Origin of the sequence: Aliamphritea spongicola, from assembly GCF_017051665.1 — a bacterium.
Lineage (GTDB): Bacteria > Pseudomonadota > Gammaproteobacteria > Pseudomonadales > Balneatricaceae > Amphritea > Amphritea spongicola.
Genome location: NZ_JAFIDL010000001.1, coordinates 697,445 through 721,896 on the forward strand (window position 1 = coordinate 697,445; position 24,452 = coordinate 721,896).

Sequence of the window (24,452 nt, forward strand, 5' to 3'; positions counted from 1 at the left end):
GAATAACAGCTGTTTTTTAAGCTGACTATCAACCTAAGCGTTAAAACTAATCATAAGAACTCATTATAAAAACTTTGCGGAGAATCCGATGTCTGGCAACAAGTCTGAATTACCTCAAACAATGGCTGCTGTGCTGTTAACCGGTCACGGTGGCTTTGATCAGCTCAGTTACCGTACGGACGTGCCTGTACCCGCACCGGCGGCCGGGGAAGTGCTGATAAAAGTCGGGGCAAGTGCGATTAACAATACCGACATCAACACCCGTATCGGCTGGTATTCAAAAGCCGTCAGCGGTGATACCAATGCCGGCGGCAGTGAAGGGTTTGATGAGATTAATGATGACGATGCCTCATGGTCCGGTATTCCGCTGCAACTGCCACGGATTCAGGGCTGCGATGTTTGTGGTGAAATCGTTGCTGTCGGTGAAGGCGTCTCACCGGAACGCATAGGTGAGCGTGTTCTGGTGCGCAACCTGCAGCAACCGCCGGGAAGCGACAACCCGTTTGAATGCTTTACCTACGGCTCCGAATGTGACGGCGGTTATGCGGAATATACGCTTTCCCAGTCCCGGGAAGCTTTCTCTGTAAAAAGCTCTATGACCGATGCTGAGCTGGCATCCTTTCCCTGTGCTTACTCAACCGCAGAGAACATGCTGGACCGGATGAATCTGAGCAGCGGCGAAAGGGTGCTGATCACCGGTGCTTCCGGTGGTGTGGGATCTGCAGCCGTGCAACTGGCCAAACGTCGTGGTGCACGGATTATTGCCGTGTGCAGCCCGGCTAAAGCAGATGAGCTGCTTGCGCTGGGGGCCGAAGTAGTCATTAACCGGGGCGACAACCTGATCAAAGTCCTCGGCAAAGACAGCCTCGATGCCGTGGTGGATCTGGTAGCCGGTGATCAGTGGCCTGAATTACTGGATATTCTCCGTCCGGGGGGCCGTTACGCGGTAGCAGGTGCAATTGCAGGGCCGCTGGTTGAGCTGGATGTACGCAGCCTGTACCTCAAGGATCTGACATTCTTCGGCTGCACCTACCAGCCCCGCCATGTGTTCGAAAATCTGGTGTCTTATATCGAAAAGGGCGAGCTAAAACCTCTGGTGGCCAAACGCTATCCGCTGGAGTCCATTGTTGAAGCACAGCAGGCATTCCTGGATAAAGGCTTTACCGGCAAACTGGTATTACTGCCCCAGCGTGACAGCTGAACTGACAGAGCATCCGGTTATTCAGGAGTGAACATATGAAAATCCGTCAAATCGATGTCTGGCAAAAGGATCTGCCCATTCAGGGACCTGCCTATAAAATGGCACTGCAAACCCTCACTGAGCTGGATACAACCCTGGTTCGCATCACCACAGACACAGGCCTGCAAGGCTGGGGAGAGGTGTGTCCGCTGGGGCCCGCTTATCAGCCTCAGCATGCTGCCGGGGCACGGGCCGCTATCGGTGAGATCGCGCCCCATTTGCTGGGTGAAAATCCACTGCATACGGAACGGATAAACCACCGTATGCATCAGGCCCTGTGCGGCAGCCTGTATGCTAAGTCTGCCATCGACATGGCCTGCTGGGATATCAGCGGCAAGGCTTACAACAGCAGGGTCTGTGATTTGCTGGGCGGCGCAGTACGGGAAACCATTCCGTCATACTATGCCATCGGCCTGAGCAGCCCGGAAGACGCTGCCAACGTCGCTGTTAAGAAGCAGGCAGAAGGTTACTGCCGGTTGCAGCTTAAAGTGGGTGGCCGCGCACTGGAAGAAGATATCGCCTGCGTTAAAAAGGTAGCTGAAGTACTGACGGCCGGCACTGCACTGGCGGTTGATGCCAACCGTGGGCTGAACGTTAATGATGCTATACAGCTTTCTGCAGCCTGCCGTGACATCCCCTTTATATTTGAGCAGCCGTGTCAGACCTATGAACAGTGCCTGCACCTCCGGGGGAAACTGCACCATCCGCTGTGGCTGGATGAAGTCATCGACGACCTGAACGCCCTGTTACGCGCCGTCCGTGATAACGCTGCTGAAGGCTTCGGTATGAAACAGAGCAGAATAGGGGGCATCAGCCAGATGCGTACCGCCCGAGAAATCTGTGCGGTTGCCGGCTTACCCATGACCTGTGATGACAGCTGGGGCGGTGATCTGGTTGCCGCTAGCTGCGTGCACCTTGGTGCAACGGTGACAGGCAACCTGTTTGCCGGCAGCTGGATTGCAGCCCCGTATATTGACGGGCACTACGATAGTCAGAACCCTGTGGTGATAAATAACGGTGTGCTGAAAGTGCCGGCAGGAGCAGGATTAGGTGTCATACCTGACAGCGCACTGCTGGGTACGCCGGCGATGTCTCTCAGTCTCTGACAGGCCACTCAGCTGAGTAAAACCTCCTCAAACGGGTAACGGCTGATGGTTTCGCAGCCATCTTTCGTTACCCGTACCATCTGTTCAAGTTTAACCCCTTCACAGCCGTTATCCGCGCCGGAATAACTTTCTACGCACATCACCATGTTTTCCTGAAGTACATCATCATAAGTGTTATGCCGGCTGTCTTCAGGGTAATAGATCTTAGGGTACTCATCAGACAGGCCCGCACCATGAAATGCACAGACATAGCGACGTGCCCGGTATTGTTGTTGCCGGGCAAACGCCAGTTCAGCCAGCTCATTAAAGCCGACACCGGGGCGAATCAACTCAGTGTTGTACTGAATTTCTTCCCAGGCATGGCGGTAGGCGTCTTTCTGCTCAGTACTTGGTGGCAAGTCGCCGCACAGCCAGGTGCGAGAAATGTCTGCCAGGTAGCCGTGGGGGCCGATCATATCCGTATCAAAGGCCACCAGTTCGCCAGACTGAATCACCCGGTTAGTGGCTTCCTGCAACCAGGGATTGGTACGGGGGCCGGACGCCAGCATCTTGCCTTCAATCCAGTCGCCGCCGTGGGCAATATTCACCTGATGCAGCACCGACCAGAGCTGGTTCTCGGTAATACCCGGCCGCAACGCCTGCTGCATCTGAGCAATGCCGTACTCGGCAACTGCCACGGACTGCTCAATACAGGCCAGCTCGACAGGGTGTTTAATCATCCGCGCCTGTTCCACCAGACATTCAGCATCTGCCAGCTGAAACCCTTCATGCACCAGCTGCTGGGAAATCAGCGGTGAAAGCCGCTCCAGTGCCAGCACGCCGTCACAGAGTCGGTGCTTATCCATGAATACACCGATATCCGCCACCAGTTGGCGGCAGTTTTCGGTCAGATCTACGCCGCCATCAAACGGGGTTACAAAGCGGGAAGGGCAATAGTCATCCACCAGGCTGTAATGCCGCTGGCTGGCACCAAACAGGGTGACCGGTCCTTCAAGGGGAATGAACAGATACGCGGTGGGAATATGTGCCTGAAACATCTGATATTCAACAAAGTTGACCGCATACCTCAGGCTCACAGGGCTTGCCAGCACACAAAGACTGACGTCTTGCAGACGCATTTGCTGACGTATTCTTTCCAGCCGGTAGCTGTGCATTTCTGCGAGTTGTTTGTCAGGTATTGATGATAAAACCAGATTCTCTTCCACTGGGTAGTCTCCGTTGGTGCTGATTGCAGAACCAGCCATACTGCTTGCCGGTCATGTTCAGTATCAGCAACCGGTCATGAGGCAACAAACGGAATTTCCCACAGCAGCCATCGGAGTTTTCGATCAGTTAAGCTGGCCTGCCAGCCAGTGACTGAACGCTTCAGCCATCGGATTGGCAGTGCCCTCAGGCCAGACAAGATAATAGCGATAGGGGGACGCCAGAAGCTGCTGAGTATCGCCGAGCAGGGGGACCAGTGCGCCGGCGCTCAGTTCCTCACGTATATGCACGGTATGAATTAGTGCAATTCCCTGACCGTTCAGCGCCGCCCGGACTGCCAGCGCCTCGGTAGGCAGGCTTAACTGACGCCCACAGGCTGGAGAAGTCATGCCTTGTAATTCAAACCAGTCATTCCAGCGGGGGAAGTCTTTTATACGGGCGGGCCAGTCCACTGTTATGAACGTGACAGGTTCTCCCCGGGAAAAATCAGCCGTCAGCGCAGGGCTGGCAACCGCAATATACCGGTCAGCCCCCAGAGGTAGGGCGGTACAGCCCGGATACCGTCCGAGCCCCTGACGCACCGCGACATCCACCTGATCCTGGCGAAAGTCCACCAGATGGTTTGAGACAAGTATCCGGGTATCGACACCCGGAAAGGCATTCTGAAACCGGTCAATGTGACTCATCAGAAACTGTTCGGCAAAGGTAGTTGTGGTACTGATGGTAAAAACAGAGCGGGCCTGTAACTGTTTAATATCTGCAATGCCTTCGTTCAGCAACGTAAAAGCCTGATGGGTTTTGGTGGCCAGCATTTCACCCGCTTCGGTCAGGCTCACCCTGCGGGTATGCCGTACAAACAGTTCGGTATTCAGCAGTGACTCAAGGGCACGGATTCTCTGACTCACCGCCGCAGGGCTGACACAAAGCTCATCCGCAGCTTTCTGAAAACTGAGACGTCTGGCTGCGGCATCAAAAAAACGCAGCTGCTCAACGGGAGGTAATGATGACATGTTCGAAACCTGTTGGGATCTGAGAACCAAAAGCGTACAGGAGCGCCTTCTTACAGAAAAGCATAACTTAACTATAGAGACATAGATTGTCGTTTGTCCCTGTTACCCGGATCACCTAGGCTGTCCCGTAAAATTATCCCAGAGGAGTTAAGCGAATGCCTGAACAACATCGGGGCAGTTGCCTGTGTGGTGAAGTGAGTTATGAGATTAGAGGGGCACTCCGCCCGGTAGTTGCCTGCCATTGCCGGCAGTGCCAGAAAACCAGCGGCTCATATGTGATGGCCAGTCAGTGTCAGGCTGCTGACCTTGTCATTATCGGTGAGAGCCTGAAATGGTTTACCTCTTCAGAGACTGCAGAAAGAGGCTTCTGCGGTACCTGTGGCAGTAACCTTTTCTGGCGGCGGTTTGGCAAAGATTATGTGAGCATTTTCGCAGGCGGACTGGATCTGCCTACCGGTCTGGTGCTTGAAAGCCAGATTCACTGTGAGTCAAAAGGGGACTACTACAGCCTGCCTGAAGTACAGCAGGTGGAACAAAGCCAGCTTAACTGAAAGCGGGCTCTGCGGAAGGAAAGCAGGCCTGCACATTAGCAGGCCTTAATCGCATGTGATTATTCCTGAACAGCCGGAACCGGAAGCATCATTTCCAAGATACGTTCAGGACTCACCGGTTTGCTGAAGTAGTACCCCTGAATCTGATCACAATCTTTATCTTTCAGAAACGCCATCTGCTCAGCGGTTTCAACACCTTCAGCAACCACTTTAAAGCCAAGGTTTTTGGCCATCAGGATGATTGTTGAGACCAGCATCTCGCTGTCCGGATCCCCCGGAATTCCCTGCATAAAACTCCGGTCGATCTTCAGAAAATCGACCTGCAACTGTGTCAGCATGCTGAGGCTGGAAAAGCCGGTGCCGAAATCATCCAGCGAAATACTTAAACCCAGATTGCGTAAATGCCGCAAGCTTCTGCTCACAGACTTGAGATCTTCCAACAGGCAGCTTTCGGTAATTTCTATGTCCAGCAAGCTGGGTTGCAAATGACTGTGCTTCAGGGCTTTTTCCACCTGGCCAATCACCGCCTGCTGCTTGAACTGCAGCGCAGAAACATTCACTGATACATGCAGATCTTCAATGCCCTGAGCCTGCCAGCGCTGACACTGCTGTGCAGCCTGATCCAGTACCCAGCTGCCAATTTCATTAATCAGCCCCAGATCTTCTGCCAGGGGTATAAACTGATCCGGCGGTACCCGGCCCAGCTCTTTGTCCTGCCAGCGAAGCAGGGCTTCTACGCCGACGATCCGCTCACTGTCCAGCGCCCGTTTGGGCTGATACTCCAAAAACAACTCATTATTGGCCAGCGCGCCTCTCAAGCGGCTTTCCATTTTAAGGTGCAGATGAGACAGCTCATCCATTTTTGAAGAGTAGAAGTGAAACGTATTGCGGCCAGTCTGTTTTGCGCGGTACATGGCTATATCGGCGTTTTTAAGCAGAGTTTCCCGGTCTTCGCCATCTTCCGGATAAATTGCGCAGCCAATACTGGCCGAGACATAAAGTTCATTATCCTCAACAATCACCGGCTGCTGCAGACATTCTGAAATGCGCTGCACCGCACGGCCAACAGTGTCCGCATCGGATACTTCTGTGAGCATCAAAATCAGTTCATCGCCGCCGATACGGGCAAGGGTATCGCCTTCACGGATAATATTCTTCAGCCTGTCTGCGGTTTCTATCAGGACTTTATCGCCAATGGTATGCCCCAGGGTATCGTTGATACGCTTGAAGTGATCCAGATCGATAAACAACAGAGCGAGGTTACAACTGTCACGGTGTGCGCCGGCCAGCGCCACATCCAGGCGGTCAAACAGCAATTGTCGGTTAGGCAGCTTGGTCAGCGCATCATAATAAGCCAGGTTTTCAATGATCTGCTCGGACTTTTTACGCTCGGTAATGTCACTGAAAATACCGGCATACAGAGAACGGCCACTGTTTGGTTCCAGAATGCGGGTAATGGTCAGCCATTCCAGATATACCTCGCCGTTCTTACGACGGTTCCAGATTTCACCTTTCCACTGGCCCTGGGTATTAATGTAATGCCACATCTGCTGATAAAACTCAGCATCATGCTTGCCGGAACTGATCAGGCTTGCCTTCTGACCAAGTGCTTCCGACTCTGAATAGCCGGTAAGAATACTGAAGGCCGGGTTGATCGACTCGATAATGCCGTCATCATTAGTCACCATGATGCCGTCCATGGAAGCCTCTATGAGTGTATGGGCCATGTGCAGCTGCTGAGCGGCATCCTGCAGGTCCGCGGATTGATTCGCCAGTGCAGCGCGCAGGCGGCGAACGTAAGTCTGCTCGATATTATTGAGAATATCGCCGAAAGAAATCAGCCCGGCGAACTTTCCGGCATCATCATTTACGCCAATATGGCGGATACAGCGTTTCTGCATCAGAGAACGGGTGGCCAGCAAACTCATCGAGCGAGGCACACTGATCAGCGGTGTGCTCATCACATCAGCCAGGGGAAGATCACGGTAACCTTCACCGATCAGACGCACCAGATCCCGTTGGGTCAGCATGCCCACAGGTTCACCCCGGGCGGTAACAACCAGGGCATCCTGTCCGTGCTCACGCATCAGGGCCACTGCTTCACTGAACATCTGTTGCTGGTCCAGTGTGACCGTATGCCTTACCGGCAGCAGGGAATCTATCTCTGTCATGCTGAGGAAAAACTCAGCGTTCTGATGCATAACCACATCCGTCTGGGACAGCATTCCCTGCAGCTCACCGTTTTCAGTCGTCACGATCAGGTGACGGATATTCTGCCGGCGAAACTCCAGGGCGGCATCGTCCAGCGTTGTTTGCATATCAATGGTATACAGTGACGTGCTCATAAACGCAGACACTGGCCGGTTAAGCGAAGCGGTATCCGTAAAATCCACCCGTAATGCATCTGCCTCTGTCCAGATGCCTACCGGAATCTGATCAGCAACAATCACAATGGAACTGCAGTTTTCGGCCTGCATCATCGCAGTGGCTGTTTTAAGACTGATATCCGGCGTACAGGTTAAAACCTGGCACTGCGCCGCATCCCTGACGAGTTTGTCTGAACGGGCAGAAGAGGGGGTAAACGTTGAAAAAGACACAGTAATCCATTTTCTGTTGCTGGAAAGCGACAGAGTGTACTGAAAGCCGGATTCTTCAGTTTAGATTCAGGTCAATTTTTGTTTGATTTGAGAGGCTTTTTCATTCTCAAACCCATATTAATATTCAAACACAGAAGTGAATATTAAGAAGATTACCCATATCGGGCGAAGTAATTGATCAGCGCCGCATATTTTACCGCCAATGCATCGTACGATCGTGGTTTACTGCACAGAAAGAGCTTTCAGTGCAATTATCCAATAGTGGTGTTTTTGTTAACAAATTCAAACAAAACAAGCTATCTTTACAAGACCACAGGGACAGATTAACAGCAGCGGATGATAAAGGTTTATACGACTCAGTAGGTAGATCCTATCAAAACTTCAGGCACGTCTTTACACCGAAAGGAATCGGTTACTGCCAAATCGGCCAGCGGGCGGATCAGGTTAGTTATTGCCTGTTTTGCACTGCTTATTGTCGTCGTCACACTGTATAGCTGGTCCAAAGCGGAAGCCATTTATACCCTCCAGCACGAAAACGAAGTGCGCGAGCAGACCCTTAAACATCTGCTCAAAATCCGCGACAGGCTGGAACACAACCTGGCCAGTGATCTGCAATTATCCAAAGGGCTGGTTGCCAGCATTTCCGTTAATCCGACGATGACGCAGCAACAATTTGAGAAAATAGCGGAAACCCTGTTTAAGGAAGACAGCGTCCTGCGCAATATAGCTGCTGCCCCGGGCATGAAAATTAAACTGATGTATCCCGTGAAAGGTAATGAGCAGGCAATCGGACTTGATTACCGCAACATTCCTGCCCAGTTCCGTACCGCTGACCTTGCCAGGCAAACCCGTAAGGTTGTCCTGGCTGGCCCTGTAGACCTGGTTCAGGGTGGATCCGCTTTCATTGCCCGCTTTCCCATTTACCTGCGAAATGATTATCGCCCGGACTACTTTTGGGGCGTGGTCAGCAGCGTTATCGATAAAGAACAGTTATTCCGTATCAGCGGGCTGTATGACCCGATGCCGGTTGAAATCGCTATCCGTGGGAAAGACAGCCTGGGAGAAAGGGGGGAGGTATTTCACGGTAATCCTGAACTGTTTACCGAAGATGCCGTTCTTGCAGACATTCAGTTGCCCATCGGAAGCTGGCAGCTCACTGCCGCTGCCCGGGGGGAATGGGCAACTGAACCTACAGGGCTGAGTATGATAAGTCTGGGCTTCATAACCCTGATACTTATCATTCTGGCCATATTTATCTTTATTGTATTCAGCCTGAACTCACTGAACCGTGCCAGACAAAAAGCCGAAAACGCCCGGCAACAACTGAGTGAATCCCTGCGCTCACTGCATGAACGTGAAATGCTGCTGCAATCCGTGGTGAACGAAATTCCTGATGCCGTGCTGCTCAAAGACAGTGATAACCACATCCTGCTGGGAAATCAGGCGGCTGCAAAACTTTATCGCACAACCCCCGAGGACTTTATCGGACGCCCTGAGAGTGACTTCAGCGCCCCCAGGCCTCTGGCCGAATACTTTGCCCGGGAATTGCCCAACAGCGACAGCCGCAGTGAAGCCCGTATTCTTTTACAGCTTGACCGGCAGCATCATCATTACCGGGTAATTAAAAAAGCCATTACCGCTCCCGGTGGTGAGCACCGGCTGCTAGTGATTGCACAGGATATTTCTGACATTGTCAGCGCGCAGGAGCAGGTGATTGAAAGCGAATATAAGCTGCGTACCATCCTTGATAATGTTGATGCCTATATCTACCTGAAAGATACCGAAGGGCGGTATCTGTTTGCCAACAAAGCAGTACGGGAGCTGTGGCGTGCCGCCATGGAAGATATTATCGGCTCGCCGGATGAGCGTTTTTTCGATGCGCAAACCAGCCAGAATATCCGCCAGAATGATGCCCGGGTGCTGATCCATGGTGAAACCATCCAGGAAGAAGAAACCAATACAGTTCCTGAAACCGGTCAGACAACCACATTTCAGTCCACCAAACTGCCACTTAAACGGGATGACGGCAGCATTTATGCCCTGTGTGGCATCTCAGTAGATATATCCCGGCTGAAAGATATCGAAAAAGCCCTGAGAGAAAGTGAGCAGCGCTTTATGATTGCCGGACAGGCTGCCTATGATCTGATCTACGAACGCCATCTCAGCAGCGGCCAGCTAATCTGGTTTGGCGATATCAACAGCATTCTGGGCTACCCGGAGAGCATCGAACTGAACCGTCCCGACCAGTGGATGAGTCTGATACATCCGGATGATCAGGGAGCTGTCAGCGAAATGCGTGATGGTTACCAGACTTTGTCCCAGCCGCTGAAATATGAATACCGGATTCTGCATCAGGACGGTGGCTACCGCTACTGGAGCGATCATGCGTTGCCGTTACTGGACGACAGGGATAAACCCTATAAGTGGATAGGGGTGTGTAAAGATATCACTGATTTTAAGCGGCACCAGGCCGAGCTGGAGCACGCTGCCTACCACGATAAGCTTACCGGCCTGCCCAACAGGGATCTGCTCTCTGACCGTTTGCAACAGGCTATGGGTCAGGAACGCCGCCGTGGTGAAACTCTGGCCGTTGTATATCTTGATCTGGACGGTTTTAAAGAAGTTAACGACCAGTATGGCCATGAAACCGGCGACAAGGTACTGATGGCACTGGGTAAGCGCTTCCGCCTGATTCTCCGTGAAGGCGATACCATCGCCCGCCTGGGAGGCGATGAGTTTGTAGCAGTGCTGCTGAATATGGACCGGGATCACGATGCCATGCCGCTCCTCAAGCGGTTACAGCAGACCACCACACAACCCATTGAAGTGGACGAGCTGACGCTGAAAGTATCATCCAGCCTTGGGGTAACCTTTTACCCGCAACATAACGGTGTAGAAGCCGACCAACTGATCCGTCAGGCAGATCAGGCCATGTATCAGGCCAAACTGGCGGGTAAAAACCGTATTCACTTCTTTGATCCGCACCGGGAAGACAGTATCCGTGGTCAGCGTCAGAGCCTTGAGCGTATCCGTCAGGCCCTGAGCAACAACGAATTTGAACTGTATTACCAGCCAAGGATTAATATGAAATCCGGCGAGCTAAATGGTGTGGAAGCCCTGATTCGCTGGCAGCATCCAGAGCAAGGGCTGCTGCTCCCGGGGGATTTCCTACCAGCACTTGAAGATCATCCTCTGTGTATCAGCATCGGCCAGTGGGTACTGCGTACCGCGCTGAGTCAGCTTGCCGGCTGGAAAGAAGCCGGGCTTGATATTCACATGAGCATTAACATCACGGCGCTGGAATTACAGCAGAGTCAGTTTGTAACGAATCTGCAATCCATGATTGATGCTCATCCGCATATTTCACCGACCGACATTGAACTGGAGATCCTTGAAACCTCGGCCCTTGAAGATATTGAGCAGGTTTCAGACGTAATGCGTCAGTGTCAGAATATCGGTATCAGTTTTGCCCTCGATGATTTCGGCACTGGCTACTCTTCACTTAAATACCTGAAACATCTGCCGGCAGCGGTATTAAAAATCGACCGCAGCTTTGTCCGCGATATGTTGCAAGACCCGGATGACCTGGCGATTCTGGAAGGCATTATGGGCATGTCCAACGCTTTCCGCCGGACGGTGGTGGCAGAAGGAGTGGAACAAACAGACCATGGTACCTTGCTGATCCAGCTGGGCTGCGAACTTGCTCAGGGGAACATGATCGCCCGGCCGATGCCGGCCGCTGAACTTTCTGAATGGCACGCCCAATGGACAGTACCTGCCGAGTGGCAAAACCAGCGCCGGATTAACCATGATGATTTCTCACTGCTGTTCTCAGCAGTTGAACATAAAGCCTGGGTAACCCAGATCGAAAAATATCTGGATACCGCTGCAATAAATGACCCGGCGCCGCATCTGCTTAACTGCCGCTTTGGCGAATGGCTGAAAGGAGAGGGCAAGCTAAGTTATGCAGAACACCCCAGTTTCAGTAACCTGCTTAACCTCCATGAAGACATTCACAGTATGGGACAGTCTGTCTGCGACCGGTTTAACCGCGGGGAGAATGATGCTGCCCGGGAACAACTGCCCGAACTCAATACCCAGGTAGATATTATGTTCGGCTGCCTCAGAGATCTTCTGCAAAGCAACTCACATTCCGAGCGTTAGACACATTTAGACGAAGATAAACACAAAATGGGCACGGTTATTTGAAAAATATCCGCAATACTGCTGTCAGACAGAATACATGAGCTAATCTTATTTCAGCAGCACATTTTCCCCGTGCGCTGAAACAGTGGTTCAGTAAAAAGGAGATTTACTATGACACTATCACCGGAAGTTATGGAGCTCGTCAGGCGGGCGCTACACAGAACAGATTTTAAATCAGACCATCTGCAATCTGTGGAGCATAAACTGCATGACAAACTGATTGCATCTGGTTTTTATCAGAGCCCTGATTATCAGCGTATGTGCGACAAACACAATATCCCTTCCTATCAGCGTTAGAATCCAGCCAAGCATACTCTTTAAGAGTATCTTTTAGCCCCGCAGACGGGGCTTTTTTTATGCCTTTTCACGGTGAAAACTACTCTGTACTCCGCTCATACACAGCCACAGCCAGTCCCTCCATAAACTGCCAAGCTTTGTGTCAATGACAAACCATCCCGATACATTGCCTATACTCAGATAACAGAGTGATTTCGGAAGGCAGCGCTTAAGCGGTTTTCTCAGACCCTGGAAAACCAGACACCATGCGTACGCCATAAGCTTCTCACAAAGAAGCAAGGAAGGTGATAATGCACCGTGTGCAGCAGTTTATCCTGTGCCTGATATTAAGCCTGGCCTGGCTGCCGGCATTTGCCGACACACCCACACAGCCGGTGGAAGTAACCATATATGCCGACGACAGCTATCCTCCATATTCCTACGTTGAGAATAATATCCTTAAGGGGCTGTATACCCGTATTCTGAGCACGGCATTCAGCCGCATGCCTGATTACCGGGTCAGGCTGATGCCTGTTCCATGGAAGCGGGGGCTGATGCTGCTGGAAAAAGGCACTGGCTTCGCACTCTACCCACCGTATTTTCATGTCAAAAAACGTCCCTACATCTGGCCGTATTCTTTACCCCTGGGGGATGAAACCGTTGTGGTGTACTGCCACCAGGACATTCTGCAAACACGGGCACGGCCCGACTGGCCAACGGATTACAAAGGCCTGCTGATTGCACTGAATTCAGGTTTTCATCTGGGCGGTGAGCAGTTCTGGAATGCGGTAACCGCCGGTGAAATAGAAGTGATGGAGGTGCGGGGGAACCGTGAAGGCGTGCTTACCGTGAGAAAGAAAAGAGCAGACTGTTATATGAATGATCAGCTGTCGATCATCATTGAAATAGAGATGCTGAAAAAAAGCGGTGAATACTGGCAGGGAGGGGTAAACGCGAGGATCTTACCCGGCCCAACTGTCACCCGTGAACAGGCGTTTCTGGGCTATACAGATACTGATAAGGGTCTGTTTCCGTTCAAGGAAGCCTTTATAAAATCACTGGACACGGAAATTTATGAAATGCGCCGCAGCGGTGAATTGGACAAAATAGTGAAGCAGTTCATTAATGAACTACACGGTGACAATAATCCGCAATGACAGTTATTCGCTACTGAACTCACAATAACGTCCGGCATCACGCTTGGCGCGGTACATGGCTTCATCCGCTTTCAGTAAAAGTTCTTCTGCGCTGCCGGCATCGGAAGGGAACAGGCTGATCCCGATACTGGCGGAAATAATCGTCTGATCCTTGTCATCCAGCACCAGAGGCGGATCCAGACTCTTAAGCACTTTTTCGGCAACCGCTTTTGCCTGCTCAGGATTTTCAATGTCCACCAGCGCGACAAATTCATCGCCGCCGATTCGGGCCAGAGTATCCGTAGAGCGGAAGCAGCTTTGCAATCGTCCCGCTATCTCAATCAGCACCTTATCGCCAACTGCGTGGCCATACTGATCATTTACGGGCTTAAAGTCGTTCAGATCGATATACATAACCGCCAGCTGCGATAACTGCCGCTCCGCACGGATAATGGCGCTCTCGAGACGGGAATAAAAAAGCCGGCGGTTTGGCAGATTCGTCAGGGAATCCTGATAAGCGATATGCAGCAGGTTTTCTGCAATTTCCTGATGAGTTTCTTCATCACGGATGATCAGCACATATTTGTTCAGTTGCTCAAACTGCCCCTGAACAAGATTAACTGTCGCCAGTAAGCTATTGTTTTCACTACTGGAACAAATTTCACCATACCAGCTGCTGGTATCGCCAAGCAGAGCATTAAGATCCAGTCTTGCCACAGAGGGACAATGGAACAAGTCATTAATATCCAGCTTTTGATAATCACTTTTAAGCTGATCAAAGCGCTTAATAGCCGCCTCATTACAGGAAATGATACTGCCTTTGTTATCGAAAATGATGCACGGGTCAGGGGTGGTATCAAACACCAGCGAAGCCATCAGCAGGTTTTGTTCCGCTTTACGCTCATAGGTTACGTTACGGCCAATGCCAAGCACGCCGGCCTCGGGTCGGTCTTTTTCCAGCAGAGGGAGCTTATACATATCCAGCAGACGGCGACGGCCATCCTGGTATTTAACCCATTCATCATAACGCTGCGCTTCGTGGCTCTGCCTAACCTCTTTATCGCGGCGGTTGATATAGGCGGCAGACTCAGCAGACATCAGCTCGTAATCGGTTTTGCCAATAATATTTTCTGCTGAAAAACCGAGAAACTCTTCAAAACTTTTATTACAGACCTGGTACACACCGTGATGGTCTTTGGCAAAAATCAGATCGGGAATGGCATTGATGATGGTATTCAGCAGTTCCTGCTTCTGTTCGGTCGCCTCTTTGGCCCGGACTATCTCAGTTACATCACGAACCACAACCGCAACGCCTGGCCCCTCTGTAAGAGGGCCCCGGTAACAGGTATGTTTAACATCCAGAAAGCGCAATTCACCCCGGGAATCCGGACGCCAGAAACGGAAGGTATGTTCCTCACCGCGCAGTGTGCGGTCAATTTCAGCTTTTATGTGTGCTTCAAAAACCGCTTCACCGTGAACCTCACTGATATGCTTACCAATGATCTGGCTGTGTTCACAGCCGAAAAAGGTTTCGTACCCCTTACTGACAGCACGATAGCGGTAATTTTTATCGACAACAGATACCAGATCATCAATATAACTGAGTATTGATGCATCCATCTCGCAGGACTGATTCTGGGTTAACTTAACATCTGAACTCATTTCAGTTTGACTACCTGTTAGCCTCGGAACCGGCATTTAAATATCTTTCCTGACCTGTGTATCGGCAGGGGCTGCTAAAACTGCAAGACAGAACTGATAGCCAATAGCAGCTGCAATGAAGCAAATGACACCGGTCAATTCTACATCAATCCGCAATGAATAGCGCAATTGTGCTGACCCGAAAATTAATACAAGTGTTTGATTAAAACAAACATTTGTACTCTTGAGAACAATCTTTTACACAGTTGTACGACAAAATCAGCCCTAAGGAGTAAGGCTATGAATCCCTTGTTTATAAAAAGCAGACATTTCTTTGAAGATATCCAGCCACAACACAACGCCAGCCTCAATCTGGTAGTGGTGACGCATCTGCTGGATACCCCAACTTGCTATCTGGATTGCCTGGAACGTTTTGCGCGGGTCTCAATGGTGGTGCCCAAACCCCGCAGCATCAGCCACAGCACACTGGAACAGGTTGAAAAGAAGTTTCCGGTGGTCATTAAGAAGCGCGACCAGCTGCAATCAGCCGAAGTAACCGCAGCAGTTATCAATGACCATGTGCCAGAAGGGGATCTCATCATCATTGATATCGGCGGATATTTTGCTGCCTCGGTGAACCACCTGCCGGAAATGCTGCAAGCTAACCTGAAGGGCATTGTTGAAATTACGGAAAACGGTCATCAGCGATATAACAGCCTGCCGGCGCTGCCTTTGCCGGTCATATCCATTGCCCGCAGTCCGCTGAAAGGGCCGGAAGACTATCTGACCGGGCAGTCCATCGTATACTCCAGTGAAGCCCTTATGCGGCAATGCCATCACATTATGAACGGCGGCAATGCGGTGGTATTTGGCTACGGCAAAATCGGCAGCTCCATTGCCAAGGCGCTGCACGCGAAGAATATTAATACCAAGATCGTTGAAATAGACCCGATCAGAGCCATAGAGGCCCGCTCCAGAGGCTTCGACCTGATACAGAAAGATGAAGCTTTGCAGCAAAGCGATGTGATTTTCTGCGCCACCGGTAATCAGTCCCTGAGCAACCACGACTTCAGCCGCATCAAAAACGGTGCTTTCATATTCTCGGTGACCTCATCAGACGATGAGCTTGATCTGAAGAGGGCAGATAACAGTTTTAATATCACACCGGTTACGGAATACGTCAGCCAGTATGAACGGCTTGGGCAGTATTTTTATCTGGGCAATTATGGCAACGCCATTAACTTCATCCATAACGCTGAAGTCGGGCCCTATATCTACCTAGTGCAGGGGGAGGCGATCATGGCCGTCGATCATTTACAAAATAATCAGCTACCACCCGGTATCAGCAACCTTTCGACAGAGCAGCGTCGCCAACTGGCGACGAGCTGGCTGGCACACTTTGGCTGAACACGTAAATCCTGCACCACCCTAATACCTTAAATTACCCCTGATACGGCTGAGACAGCGCAATCCACCACCAACCCATACCGTATACAGAAAGGGAGAGTTCTTTTCCGGAAGAACTCTCTTGGATCGGATGCCTGGAGCGAATGCTCATTCCTGCGACCGGCACCACCGGAATCTCAATCTGCAACGCAACCTGAAACACATAATGATTTTCTGTACAAAATGAGAAGGGGATCTCTTTTAACTCTGTAACAGCCTGCGACGGGGAAACAGCAGATAAAAAATGGCCCCCAGCAGCAAAGCAGCTGAAATGCCTGACCCCATCTCCGGCACCGGAGCTGCCCGCATACCGCCGCCACCCCTCGCAAGCAGGGTATCTACCTCATAGATGCTCCCTGGCGTGTTTTCCGTGTCGTACGGACTGCCGGCTTCTTCAAAACTATATGCGTCATTGAAAAAGCTGTTCTGCGGATCTGTCACGCCTTTATTTGCTTCAAAGATCAGATTACGAAAGATGTTCTTTTCCAAGCCGAGATTGCCGTAATTCAGCGCAAACTGAATGGAGTTACCGTCGACTCTGGCGCGGATATCAGACGAACTGCCTTCACTGGTCAGTTCTGCATAACCGCTGGTGTCTTCATCCGTAATGCTCAGCCCGGTACCGGTTACAGCGCCGTCAGAAGGGTCATCAAACCAGATCTGAGTGCCTGCAGAGGAACCACTGTCATTAAAACTCCCCGAAACGTTGCCTGACGGGTCTTTCACGCCAATCATATAGCTGGAAACTTCGCCATCTTCCGAGGCAAAGTTACGGTTTGACGAAAACCTGATCCGGTAGTTATCGCTGAACCCTTTAGATACAGAAGAGCCATCGGAGACTTCAGCATCACCGGTAAGATCAATAGAGAAATAAGCATGTTCGCTAACTTTATCAATAGCAACGCTACCGGTGCTGATATCAATAAACTCGTAATAGGTGTCTGATGCCGGCTTACTGCCAACGGTCTCATCCATTGAAGCAACTGGCCGTTCGTATAGCTCCTTTGAATACACATCTGCTTTGTTATCAATGGTCCACAAAGTAGAGCCGCCACTGGCATTATCGTCAGTACGGGCATCCTCATAGGTAGTTACTTTAAACTGGGACTGCCAGTCATCCGCATAGGTATCTGCCCTGACTGCACCGGCCTGAAACATGACAACCATACCCAGCAGGAACGCACTGAACCTTACCGAATGGAGCATTTCCAGAACACACTGGCCGCGAAACTTATTCATCATTCGTCACCTCCGTTTATCAGTATTTCATTTAGCACAGCAAATACTGTTCCAATCACCACCGCGAGCAACCAATAACAACCGGCAAAGACAGCAAGAAATATCAAAAAACCTGTCTGCGTCTTTTCTATAGTGCTCCTCAACAGCTAACCGTTCACCTGCAGAAAGACTGGTAACAGGCTGCAAGCATGAACCTGTCCCCCGGACTGATTGAGGAATTCAACATGAAGATCGTTAAGAAAATCACGATTAATAAGCCAGCAGATGCCATCTGGAAAATCATTGCCCATGATTTTGATAAAGCCTATGAGTGGATGGGCCCCATCCCTCATTCTTACGGTATTGGCACCGATAAAGGCGTCGACGGAGCACCGATGGAAGGGCGGATCTGTCACCTGAGCAACAATCCGGACGGCGCCAAGGCGAAGGAAATGATTTCCTATTACAGTGAAAAAGACATGACGCTGACCTTCGATATTTCATCGATCAACGTACCGGCAATCGTCCCGCTAAAGCGGAACCAGGTCACCATGCAAGTCACGGCAATGGGCAGCAACCAGTGTGAAGTGACCTGGATTGCCAGACCACAACTGAAAACACCGGCGTACATCGTATACCCACTACTGCGGATGGCACTGCCAATGGCTTTTGGTAAACTGCTGAATGGCTTAAAAGAATTTGCAGAGCAGCCGGCAAGCCTGTCAGCATCTGCCAACTAATGTTTATTCAGGTTAATGATATGCAGCGCTTTTTTAACAGTATCGACTTTATTGAACAGCATCTGTACGACAAGATTTCGGTCCATGAAATCGCTGCCGCCTCCCATTACTCCACCTACCATTTCAGCCGGATGTTTAAAGCCATGGTAGGGGAGACACCCAAGGAATATCTGCGCAAACGCCGCCTCACGGTTGCCGCCAAACGCCTGCTGAGTGATGAGGCCAGTATTCTGGAACTGGCGATGGACTGTCAGTTTGATTCCCAGGAGGCTTTTACCCGGGCGTTCAAAGGGCTGTTTAATATGACGCCGGCTCAGTACCGTAAGGCACAGGATCCGTTCCGGCTACTCTATAAGGATCAGTTCAGCCCGAACGACCTGCATTACCTGCACAACCTGGTCACCATGGAACCGGAGATCATCCTGCAGCCAGCCACCAAACTGATCGGCATTGCCAGTGAATACGATAACGAAGCGTTAAGCCTGCACAAACTCTGGGGTGCTTTCGGCCCTAACCGGGACCGGATTCCCAACCGGCAGGGGGATAATTTCTTCGGTATTTATGAATCCTATGAAGAGCACACTGCAACAGAGAACGCATCTGATGATGCTACTGTCAGCTTTGTGTATGTCTGTGCTGCACCGGTGACGGATATTTCAGATGTTCCCGAAGGCATGGTTGCCCGGGAGCTGCCGGAACAACTCTACGCAAAATTCATCCACCGGGGACCTGTAGCCAACCTTGATCAAACCCTCAGATATATCTGGGGAACATGGTTACCGAAAAGCGATTACGACTATATTGAAAAGCCTGACTTTGAACTCTATATGCCAGGCTTTAATGATGCTGATCCGGACAATGAGCTGTATCTGCATATACCGGTTCAGCTGAAAGACTGATTATTCAGAGGCCTCATGCATCACATGCAACTTGTTGCCGTCCGGGTCCCGGCAGTAGGCACCGTAATACCCCGGACGGTAACGGTATCCCGGCGCGCCGTCACAACTACCGCCTGACTCCACAGCCATCTGATAAAAGGCTTCAACCAGGGCATTATTCTCCGCCTGAAAGGTCACCTGGGTGCCATTGCCCCGGGTTGCCGATTGCTGATCGTAAGGGGTAAGTATCCAAAAGCAGCTGGCACCACCGGCGGGGCCATAACCCACTTCATTATCCGCTTCCATTGTCCTGACCATTCCAAGGGTACCCAGGACTTTATCGTAAAACTCAGCTGCTGCAAGTAAATCGTTAGTCCCCAGACATACTCCAAGAAGCATATTCTTATCCTCAATTGATATAAAAATCAGTGACATACTAGCGATTATTACACCTATAGCCTAGCCTAATAAGGGAACAAAGCCGCGCAAAATTAATCAGAACAATACGTGCCACAAATCACATTTCAGCGGAGAAGACCATGAAACTGCCCGTCAGCATTCTGTTTATCAGCCTTAGCAGCACAGCTTTCAGCGCTGAGCTGGTACTCAATAATGGCAATATTCTGCAGGTAGACTCCGGGTTTAACACAGCCAGCGCGGTCGCCATCGATGCCGGTAAAATTGTGGCGATAGGTTCCGATAAAGAAGTATCCACCCATATAAACGACAGTACTGTAGTCATTGATCTGGAAGGGCGGACGGTCATCCCCGGACTCATAGATAACCACATGCACCTGGTACGTGCTGCGCAAAACTGGGGCCACCAGGTTCGCCTTGAGGGCATTACGGATTATCAGCAGGCACTGAAACAAATTGCAGATACCGCCGCCAGAGCCAAACCGGGACAATGGCTGGTCGCCAGCGGCGGCTTTGTGGAGCGCCAGTTCGCCGGCCGGCCAAAGGCAGGCTTTCTGCGTACGGATCTTGATAAAGCCGCGCCGGATAATCCGGTATACCTCCAGCACCTGTTTGACTGGGGCTATGCCAACAGCGCGGCATTGCAAACCATTGGTGTCAATCCGGACAGCCCACCGCAAATGCCTGGCTTGCTGCTGGATGGAAACGGCCTGCCGCAAGGCCCTGTCACTAAACGGGCTCAGTTTCTGCTGGAAGAACAGCTCACCGCTAATACAAAGCAGAATCGCCTGGAACAAAGCCGCAAGGCACTGAAGGATTTAGCCCGCTCAGGCCTGACCACCGTGGTGGATGCCGGTGGCTTTGATACGGTGGATTCCCTGTATGAACCTTTTGAAACGCTTAACAGCAAAGGCGAAATGCCCATCCGGCTGATGTATATGAAACAGGTCATCCCCTGGGGCCGGGATAACCTCAGCCCGGACCTGAGCAGGCTGGACGGTGTTAACTTCCGTTCCGATGATAACTTTTTCCGTGCTGTCGGCGTTGGCGAGCAACTGATGCTTCCGGTGCAGGACACCGCCGGCCGTGCGGCCCGCAGTTCTGAAACGGTTAAAACAGCTTTCCTGAGCAACGCCACTGAACTGGCAAAGCGGGGGATTCAGCTGCACCTGCATGCGGTGAATGATGCCTCCATCAACCAGCATCTGGATGCCTTTGAAACCATCAATGAAACCTACCCACTGGCACCGTTACGCTGGACCTTTGCCCATATCGACGGCATACAGCCGGATACCATTGAACGGGCCAGAGCGCTGGGCATCCTGTTCGCCATACACAGCCGTCCAGTGCTCATTGGCTACCGGTTCCAGAGCAGTTTCGGCAATGCCGCCATGAATATGACACCGATGAAAACACTCACCGAAAAAGGTGCGCTGTGGGGCCTGGGCTCCGACAGCCCGGTGGTGTCTATCTATAACCCGTTCCGTACCCTGTGGTGGGCGGTAAACGGCAGAATGGTTGATGGCACAAAGGTGTCGGAACAGAACGTGGACCGCCGTCAGGCACTGGTTGCCCACACCATCAACAATGCCCGGCTGGCTTTCATGGAAGACAAGATAGGCTCCCTGGAGACCGGCAAACAGGCGGATCTGCTGATCCTTAACGAAGACTATATGAGCGTTGATAGCAGCAAGATTGCCAGTGTCAAACCGCTGGCCACCATGGTAGATGGCCGCTGGGTATACAAAGCAGGGGAGCTGGGCTGGTAAACCTGGGCAGAACCGCTGTTACAGCCGCTCATCCCAGTAGATGGGCGGAGCAAAGCAGGCAGCATAATAATCGATAAAAGCCCGGACCTTCGGTGCCAGCTGGCGGGAACTTGGGTAAACCGCCCATATGGCAGCATCGGAGACCAGCGAATAGTCTTTGAGAATCTGCACCAGCTCACCACTAAGCAGGTGCTGGTACACACTCCAGGTAGAATTCACCGAAATACCGGCACCGGCAACACTGGCATCCCGCATGGTTTCACCGTTATCCGTCCGTAACCGGCCAGTGGCTTTTACCGTTACCGGCCCGTCAGGGGTCTGAAACACCCAGTTTTCCAGCCCGGTAAGATTTACACAGGCATGATCTTTCAGCTCAGCAGGGGTCTGCGGCTCGCCATGTCTGGCTAAATAATCCGGAGACGCACAGAGAATACGGCGGTCAGGTGCCAGTTTACGGGCGATTAAAGAGGAATCTTTCAGCTGGGCATTACGGATCGCAATATCAAACCCGCCTTCGACCATATCGATAATCGAATCTGAAAACCTGAAATCAACCGACAGATCCGGGTAACGGTCCAGAAAACCTTCCAGTGCCGGTACCAGATGCATCCGGCCAAAGGAAGCAGGTGCTGTCACCCGCAGCGTACCGGAAGGAGAAACCTTACCGGCACCGACAGACGCCCGTGCCGCCTCAACACTGGCCAGCACATCTTCCGCATGGGGTAAAAACGCCAGACCTTCTTCTGTCAGCGAGACCTTACGGGTCGTGCGATGCAGCAACCTGACACCCAGACCGTCTTCAAGTTTATTTATGTGCAGGCTGGCAACCGCCGGCGACAGGCCAAGTTCATAGCCGGCCTGGCTGATATTTTGTGTGGTAGCAAGACGCACAAAGAGTTTCAGATGCTCAATATTCATAGCAAATTATCAATTTAATATTGAAAGTGATTCCATATTCTAGCCAATTATCACCGCTTAGCAAGTAAATATAATGAGCCTCATACACAAAACAGAGGCACTATTTCATGAAAGCAATGATCATTCGTCAGTTCGGCGGCCCGGAACAATTTGAACTCAGCGATGTTCAGCAACCACAACCGCAAGCAGGTCAGGTACTGGTTAGCATTGCTGCTACCAGTGTGAATACTGTTGATACCATGTTGCGCCAGATGGGCGAAGACCTGCCATTCGCGCCGGCCTTACCGGCAATTCTCGGCATGGACTTTGCCGGTACAGTGGCGGCAGTGGGTGAAGGCGTTACGGAATATAAACCCGGCGATGAAGTATACGGCTGCGCCGGTGGTCTTGGAGACCGTCCCGGTACACTGGCCGAATACATGCTGGCCGATGTTGAACTGATTGCGCCGAAACCCGCCAACCTGAGCATGCGTGAAGCGGCAGCGCTGCCACTGGTTGCCATTACCGCGTACGAAGGCCTGAAGCGGGCAGGCATCGCTGCCGGTCAGAATGTACTGGTTCATGGCGGTGCCGGCGGTGTTGGCCATGTGGCCCTGCAGCTGGCTAAACACTGGGGAGCCAATGTTGTTTCAACCGGCGGCAGTGACGCGCACCTGAAACTGATCAGCCAGCTTGGTGCAGCACCGGTTAACTACCGTACAGATACTGTTGCAGACTATGTGGCTGAGCACACAGCAGGTAAGGGCTTCGATCTGGTATTCGACTCCGTCGGCGGAGCCAATATCAGCAGCTCCTTTGAAGCAGCTGCGCTGAATGGCCAGATTGCGACAACCGTTTCTCTGGTGGAAATGGATCTGAGTGCGGCACACATGAAAGGCTTGTCCCTGCATGTGGTCTTCATGCTGATTCCTATGATCCATAATTATGGTAAGCAAGCTCATACAGAAATCCTTCGGGATATCAGCCAGATTGTGGAAGCGGGCGGGCTGACGCCGGTACTGGACGAACAGCGTTTCAGCCTGACAGAAGCGGGCAAGGCACACCAGCACCTGAACAGCGGTACGGCCACCGGTAAAGTGGTTATCGATATCGCTGAATAATCCGGCACGAAGGAGATCAGAATGGATATGTCAGTTGCAACTCAGGAATTCCGACAGATTAACCGGGGATACAACCGGGTGTTTCGTCAGGGAAAACTGAGCATTGGTCTGGTTGCCCCGATAGAGAACTATGCTCACAGCCCGGTTCCGGCATTAACCGATCACCTGGCGCGGATCCAGCTGGCAGAAGCACTTGGCTTCGCTGCGGTTTGGCTCAGAGATGTACCGTTTAACGTGCCATCATTTGGTGACGCCGGGCAACTGTTTGATCCCTTCGTATATTTAGGTGCACTGGCGACCGCAACCCATGAAATTGCTCTGGGAGTTGCCAGCATTGTTCTGCCACTGCGGCACCCGGCCCACGTGGCCAAAGCAGCCGCCAGTGCGGATGTGCTTTCCGGCGGACGGCTGATTATGGGCGTTGCATCCGGAGACCGGCCGGAAGAATATCCGGCACTGAACCAGTCATTTCCAGAGCGCAGTGCTCGGTTCAGGGAAAGTTACGCCTACATTCGTCACATGGGTAATACCGGGCCACACATCAGCAACAGTTATGGCGAGCTGAGCGGCGATATAGACATGTTGCCCAAACCGGTGGGCAGTCAGTTACCACTGCTGATTACCGGTGCCAGCCAACAGTCTGCAAGCTGGATCGCACAGAACGGTGATGGCCGGATGCTGTACCCCCGTGAAGCAGGGTTACAACAACAGATCATCAGCCAGTGGCGCTCAGAAACCCATGCTGCCGGCCGCAGCATACAGCCGGTTATGCAACCGCTGTATATCGATCTGACGGAAGATCCGGAAGCGTTACCCCAGCCGATACATCTGGGCTACCGGCTGGGCATTCGGCAGTTACACTTACATCTGCAAGCCCTGCAGGATGCCGGCGTAAACCATGTTGCGCTGAACCTTCGCTTTAACAACGCAGACACCCTGACAACCTTAAGACTGCTGGCCGATGAAATCCTGCCAGACTTCAGCCATCACGGAGAATGAA

At 51.7% G+C, this 24,452-nt stretch carries 18 protein-coding genes; 11 read left to right on the forward strand and 7 right to left on the reverse strand.

Going from position 1 to position 24,452, the window contains the following annotated elements; all coding sequences use genetic code 11:
- Positions 1–88 precede the first annotated feature (88 nt).
- Together JYB63_RS03230 and JYB63_RS03235 are read left to right on the forward strand one after the other, a co-directional pair.
- Positions 89–1,201, forward strand: coding sequence for an alcohol dehydrogenase family protein (locus tag JYB63_RS03230; RefSeq protein WP_205656366.1), 1,113 nt, complete (start codon positions 89–91; stop codon positions 1,199–1,201).
- Positions 1,202–1,236: 35 nt separating this feature from the next.
- Positions 1,237–2,346, forward strand: a complete 1,110-nt coding sequence (locus tag JYB63_RS03235; protein ID WP_205656367.1) for a mandelate racemase/muconate lactonizing enzyme family protein — start codon at positions 1,237–1,239, stop codon at positions 2,344–2,346.
- Between the two features lie 8 nt (positions 2,347–2,354).
- Here the strand turns inward: JYB63_RS03235 and JYB63_RS03240 are convergent, their stop codons facing one another.
- Together JYB63_RS03240 and JYB63_RS03245 are read right to left on the reverse strand one after the other, a co-directional pair.
- A complete protein-coding gene (locus tag JYB63_RS03240) occupies positions 2,355–3,590 on the reverse strand; it encodes a M24 family metallopeptidase (protein ID WP_205656368.1) in 1,236 nt (411 codons plus the stop codon).
- Between the two features lie 84 nt (positions 3,591–3,674).
- Positions 3,675–4,559: a LysR substrate-binding domain-containing protein gene (locus JYB63_RS03245; RefSeq protein WP_205656369.1), complete on the reverse strand. Its 885-nt coding sequence runs from the start codon at positions 4,557–4,559 to the stop codon at positions 3,675–3,677.
- A gap of 155 nt (positions 4,560–4,714) precedes the next feature.
- On the opposite strand from JYB63_RS03245, the gene JYB63_RS03250 reads away from it, so the two are divergent.
- On the forward strand, positions 4,715–5,110 hold the full coding sequence (locus JYB63_RS03250; protein ID WP_205656370.1) for a GFA family protein: 396 nt from the start codon (positions 4,715–4,717) through the stop codon (positions 5,108–5,110).
- A 59-nt stretch (positions 5,111–5,169) separates the two neighbouring features.
- On the opposite strand, the gene JYB63_RS03255 is transcribed toward JYB63_RS03250, so the two are convergent.
- Entirely contained in the window at positions 5,170–7,707 is a 2,538-nt protein-coding gene (locus tag JYB63_RS03255) for an EAL domain-containing protein (protein WP_205656371.1), read from the reverse strand.
- A gap of 540 nt (positions 7,708–8,247) precedes the next feature.
- Between JYB63_RS03255 and JYB63_RS03260 the strand changes: the two genes are divergently transcribed.
- Together JYB63_RS03260 and JYB63_RS03265 are read left to right on the forward strand one after the other, a co-directional pair.
- On the forward strand, positions 8,248–11,871 hold the full coding sequence (locus tag JYB63_RS03260; protein ID WP_205656372.1) for an EAL domain-containing protein: 3,624 nt from the start codon (positions 8,248–8,250) through the stop codon (positions 11,869–11,871).
- A gap of 629 nt (positions 11,872–12,500) precedes the next feature.
- A complete protein-coding gene (locus tag JYB63_RS03265) occupies positions 12,501–13,346 on the forward strand; it encodes a substrate-binding periplasmic protein (protein ID WP_205656373.1) in 846 nt (281 codons plus the stop codon).
- Positions 13,347–13,349: 3 nt separating this feature from the next.
- Here JYB63_RS03265 and JYB63_RS03270 read toward each other — a convergent pair whose 3' ends face one another.
- Positions 13,350–14,987: a diguanylate cyclase domain-containing protein gene (locus JYB63_RS03270; protein ID WP_205656374.1), complete on the reverse strand. Its 1,638-nt coding sequence runs from the start codon at positions 14,985–14,987 to the stop codon at positions 13,350–13,352.
- A 279-nt stretch (positions 14,988–15,266) separates the two neighbouring features.
- Between JYB63_RS03270 and JYB63_RS03275 the strand changes: the two genes are divergently transcribed.
- Positions 15,267–16,373 carry an adenosylhomocysteinase gene (locus tag JYB63_RS03275; RefSeq protein ID WP_205656375.1) on the forward strand — a complete coding sequence of 369 codons (1,107 nt, stop codon included), beginning with the start codon at positions 15,267–15,269 and terminating at the stop codon, positions 16,371–16,373.
- A 240-nt stretch (positions 16,374–16,613) separates the two neighbouring features.
- On the opposite strand, the gene JYB63_RS03280 is transcribed toward JYB63_RS03275, so the two are convergent.
- A complete protein-coding gene (locus tag JYB63_RS03280) occupies positions 16,614–17,654 on the reverse strand; it encodes a hypothetical protein (protein ID WP_205656376.1) in 1,041 nt (346 codons plus the stop codon).
- Positions 17,655–17,839: 185 nt separating this feature from the next.
- On the opposite strand from JYB63_RS03280, the gene JYB63_RS03285 reads away from it, so the two are divergent.
- A complete protein-coding gene (locus JYB63_RS03285) occupies positions 17,840–18,370 on the forward strand; it encodes an SRPBCC family protein (protein ID WP_205656377.1) in 531 nt (176 codons plus the stop codon).
- A gap of 20 nt (positions 18,371–18,390) precedes the next feature.
- Positions 18,391–19,269, forward strand: a complete 879-nt coding sequence (locus JYB63_RS03290) for an AraC family transcriptional regulator (RefSeq protein WP_205656378.1) — start codon at positions 18,391–18,393, stop codon at positions 19,267–19,269.
- On the opposite strand, the gene JYB63_RS03295 is transcribed toward JYB63_RS03290, so the two are convergent.
- On the reverse strand, positions 19,270–19,647 hold the full coding sequence (locus JYB63_RS03295; protein WP_205656379.1) for a VOC family protein: 378 nt from the start codon (positions 19,645–19,647) through the stop codon (positions 19,270–19,272).
- 140 nt (positions 19,648–19,787) lie between these two features.
- On the opposite strand from JYB63_RS03295, the gene JYB63_RS03300 reads away from it, so the two are divergent.
- Positions 19,788–21,434, forward strand: a complete 1,647-nt coding sequence (locus tag JYB63_RS03300; RefSeq protein WP_205656380.1) for an amidohydrolase — start codon at positions 19,788–19,790, stop codon at positions 21,432–21,434.
- A gap of 18 nt (positions 21,435–21,452) precedes the next feature.
- On the opposite strand, the gene JYB63_RS03305 is transcribed toward JYB63_RS03300, so the two are convergent.
- On the reverse strand, positions 21,453–22,352 hold the full coding sequence (locus JYB63_RS03305) for a LysR family transcriptional regulator (protein WP_205656381.1): 900 nt from the start codon (positions 22,350–22,352) through the stop codon (positions 21,453–21,455).
- Positions 22,353–22,459: 107 nt separating this feature from the next.
- Between JYB63_RS03305 and JYB63_RS03310 the strand changes: the two genes are divergently transcribed.
- Entirely contained in the window at positions 22,460–23,452 is a 993-nt protein-coding gene (locus tag JYB63_RS03310; RefSeq protein ID WP_205656382.1) for a zinc-dependent alcohol dehydrogenase family protein, read from the forward strand.
- 21 nt (positions 23,453–23,473) lie between these two features.
- On the forward strand, positions 23,474–24,451 hold the full coding sequence (locus JYB63_RS03315) for an LLM class oxidoreductase (RefSeq protein WP_243431792.1): 978 nt from the start codon (positions 23,474–23,476) through the stop codon (positions 24,449–24,451).
- The last annotated feature ends 1 nt before the right edge of the window (position 24,452 follow it).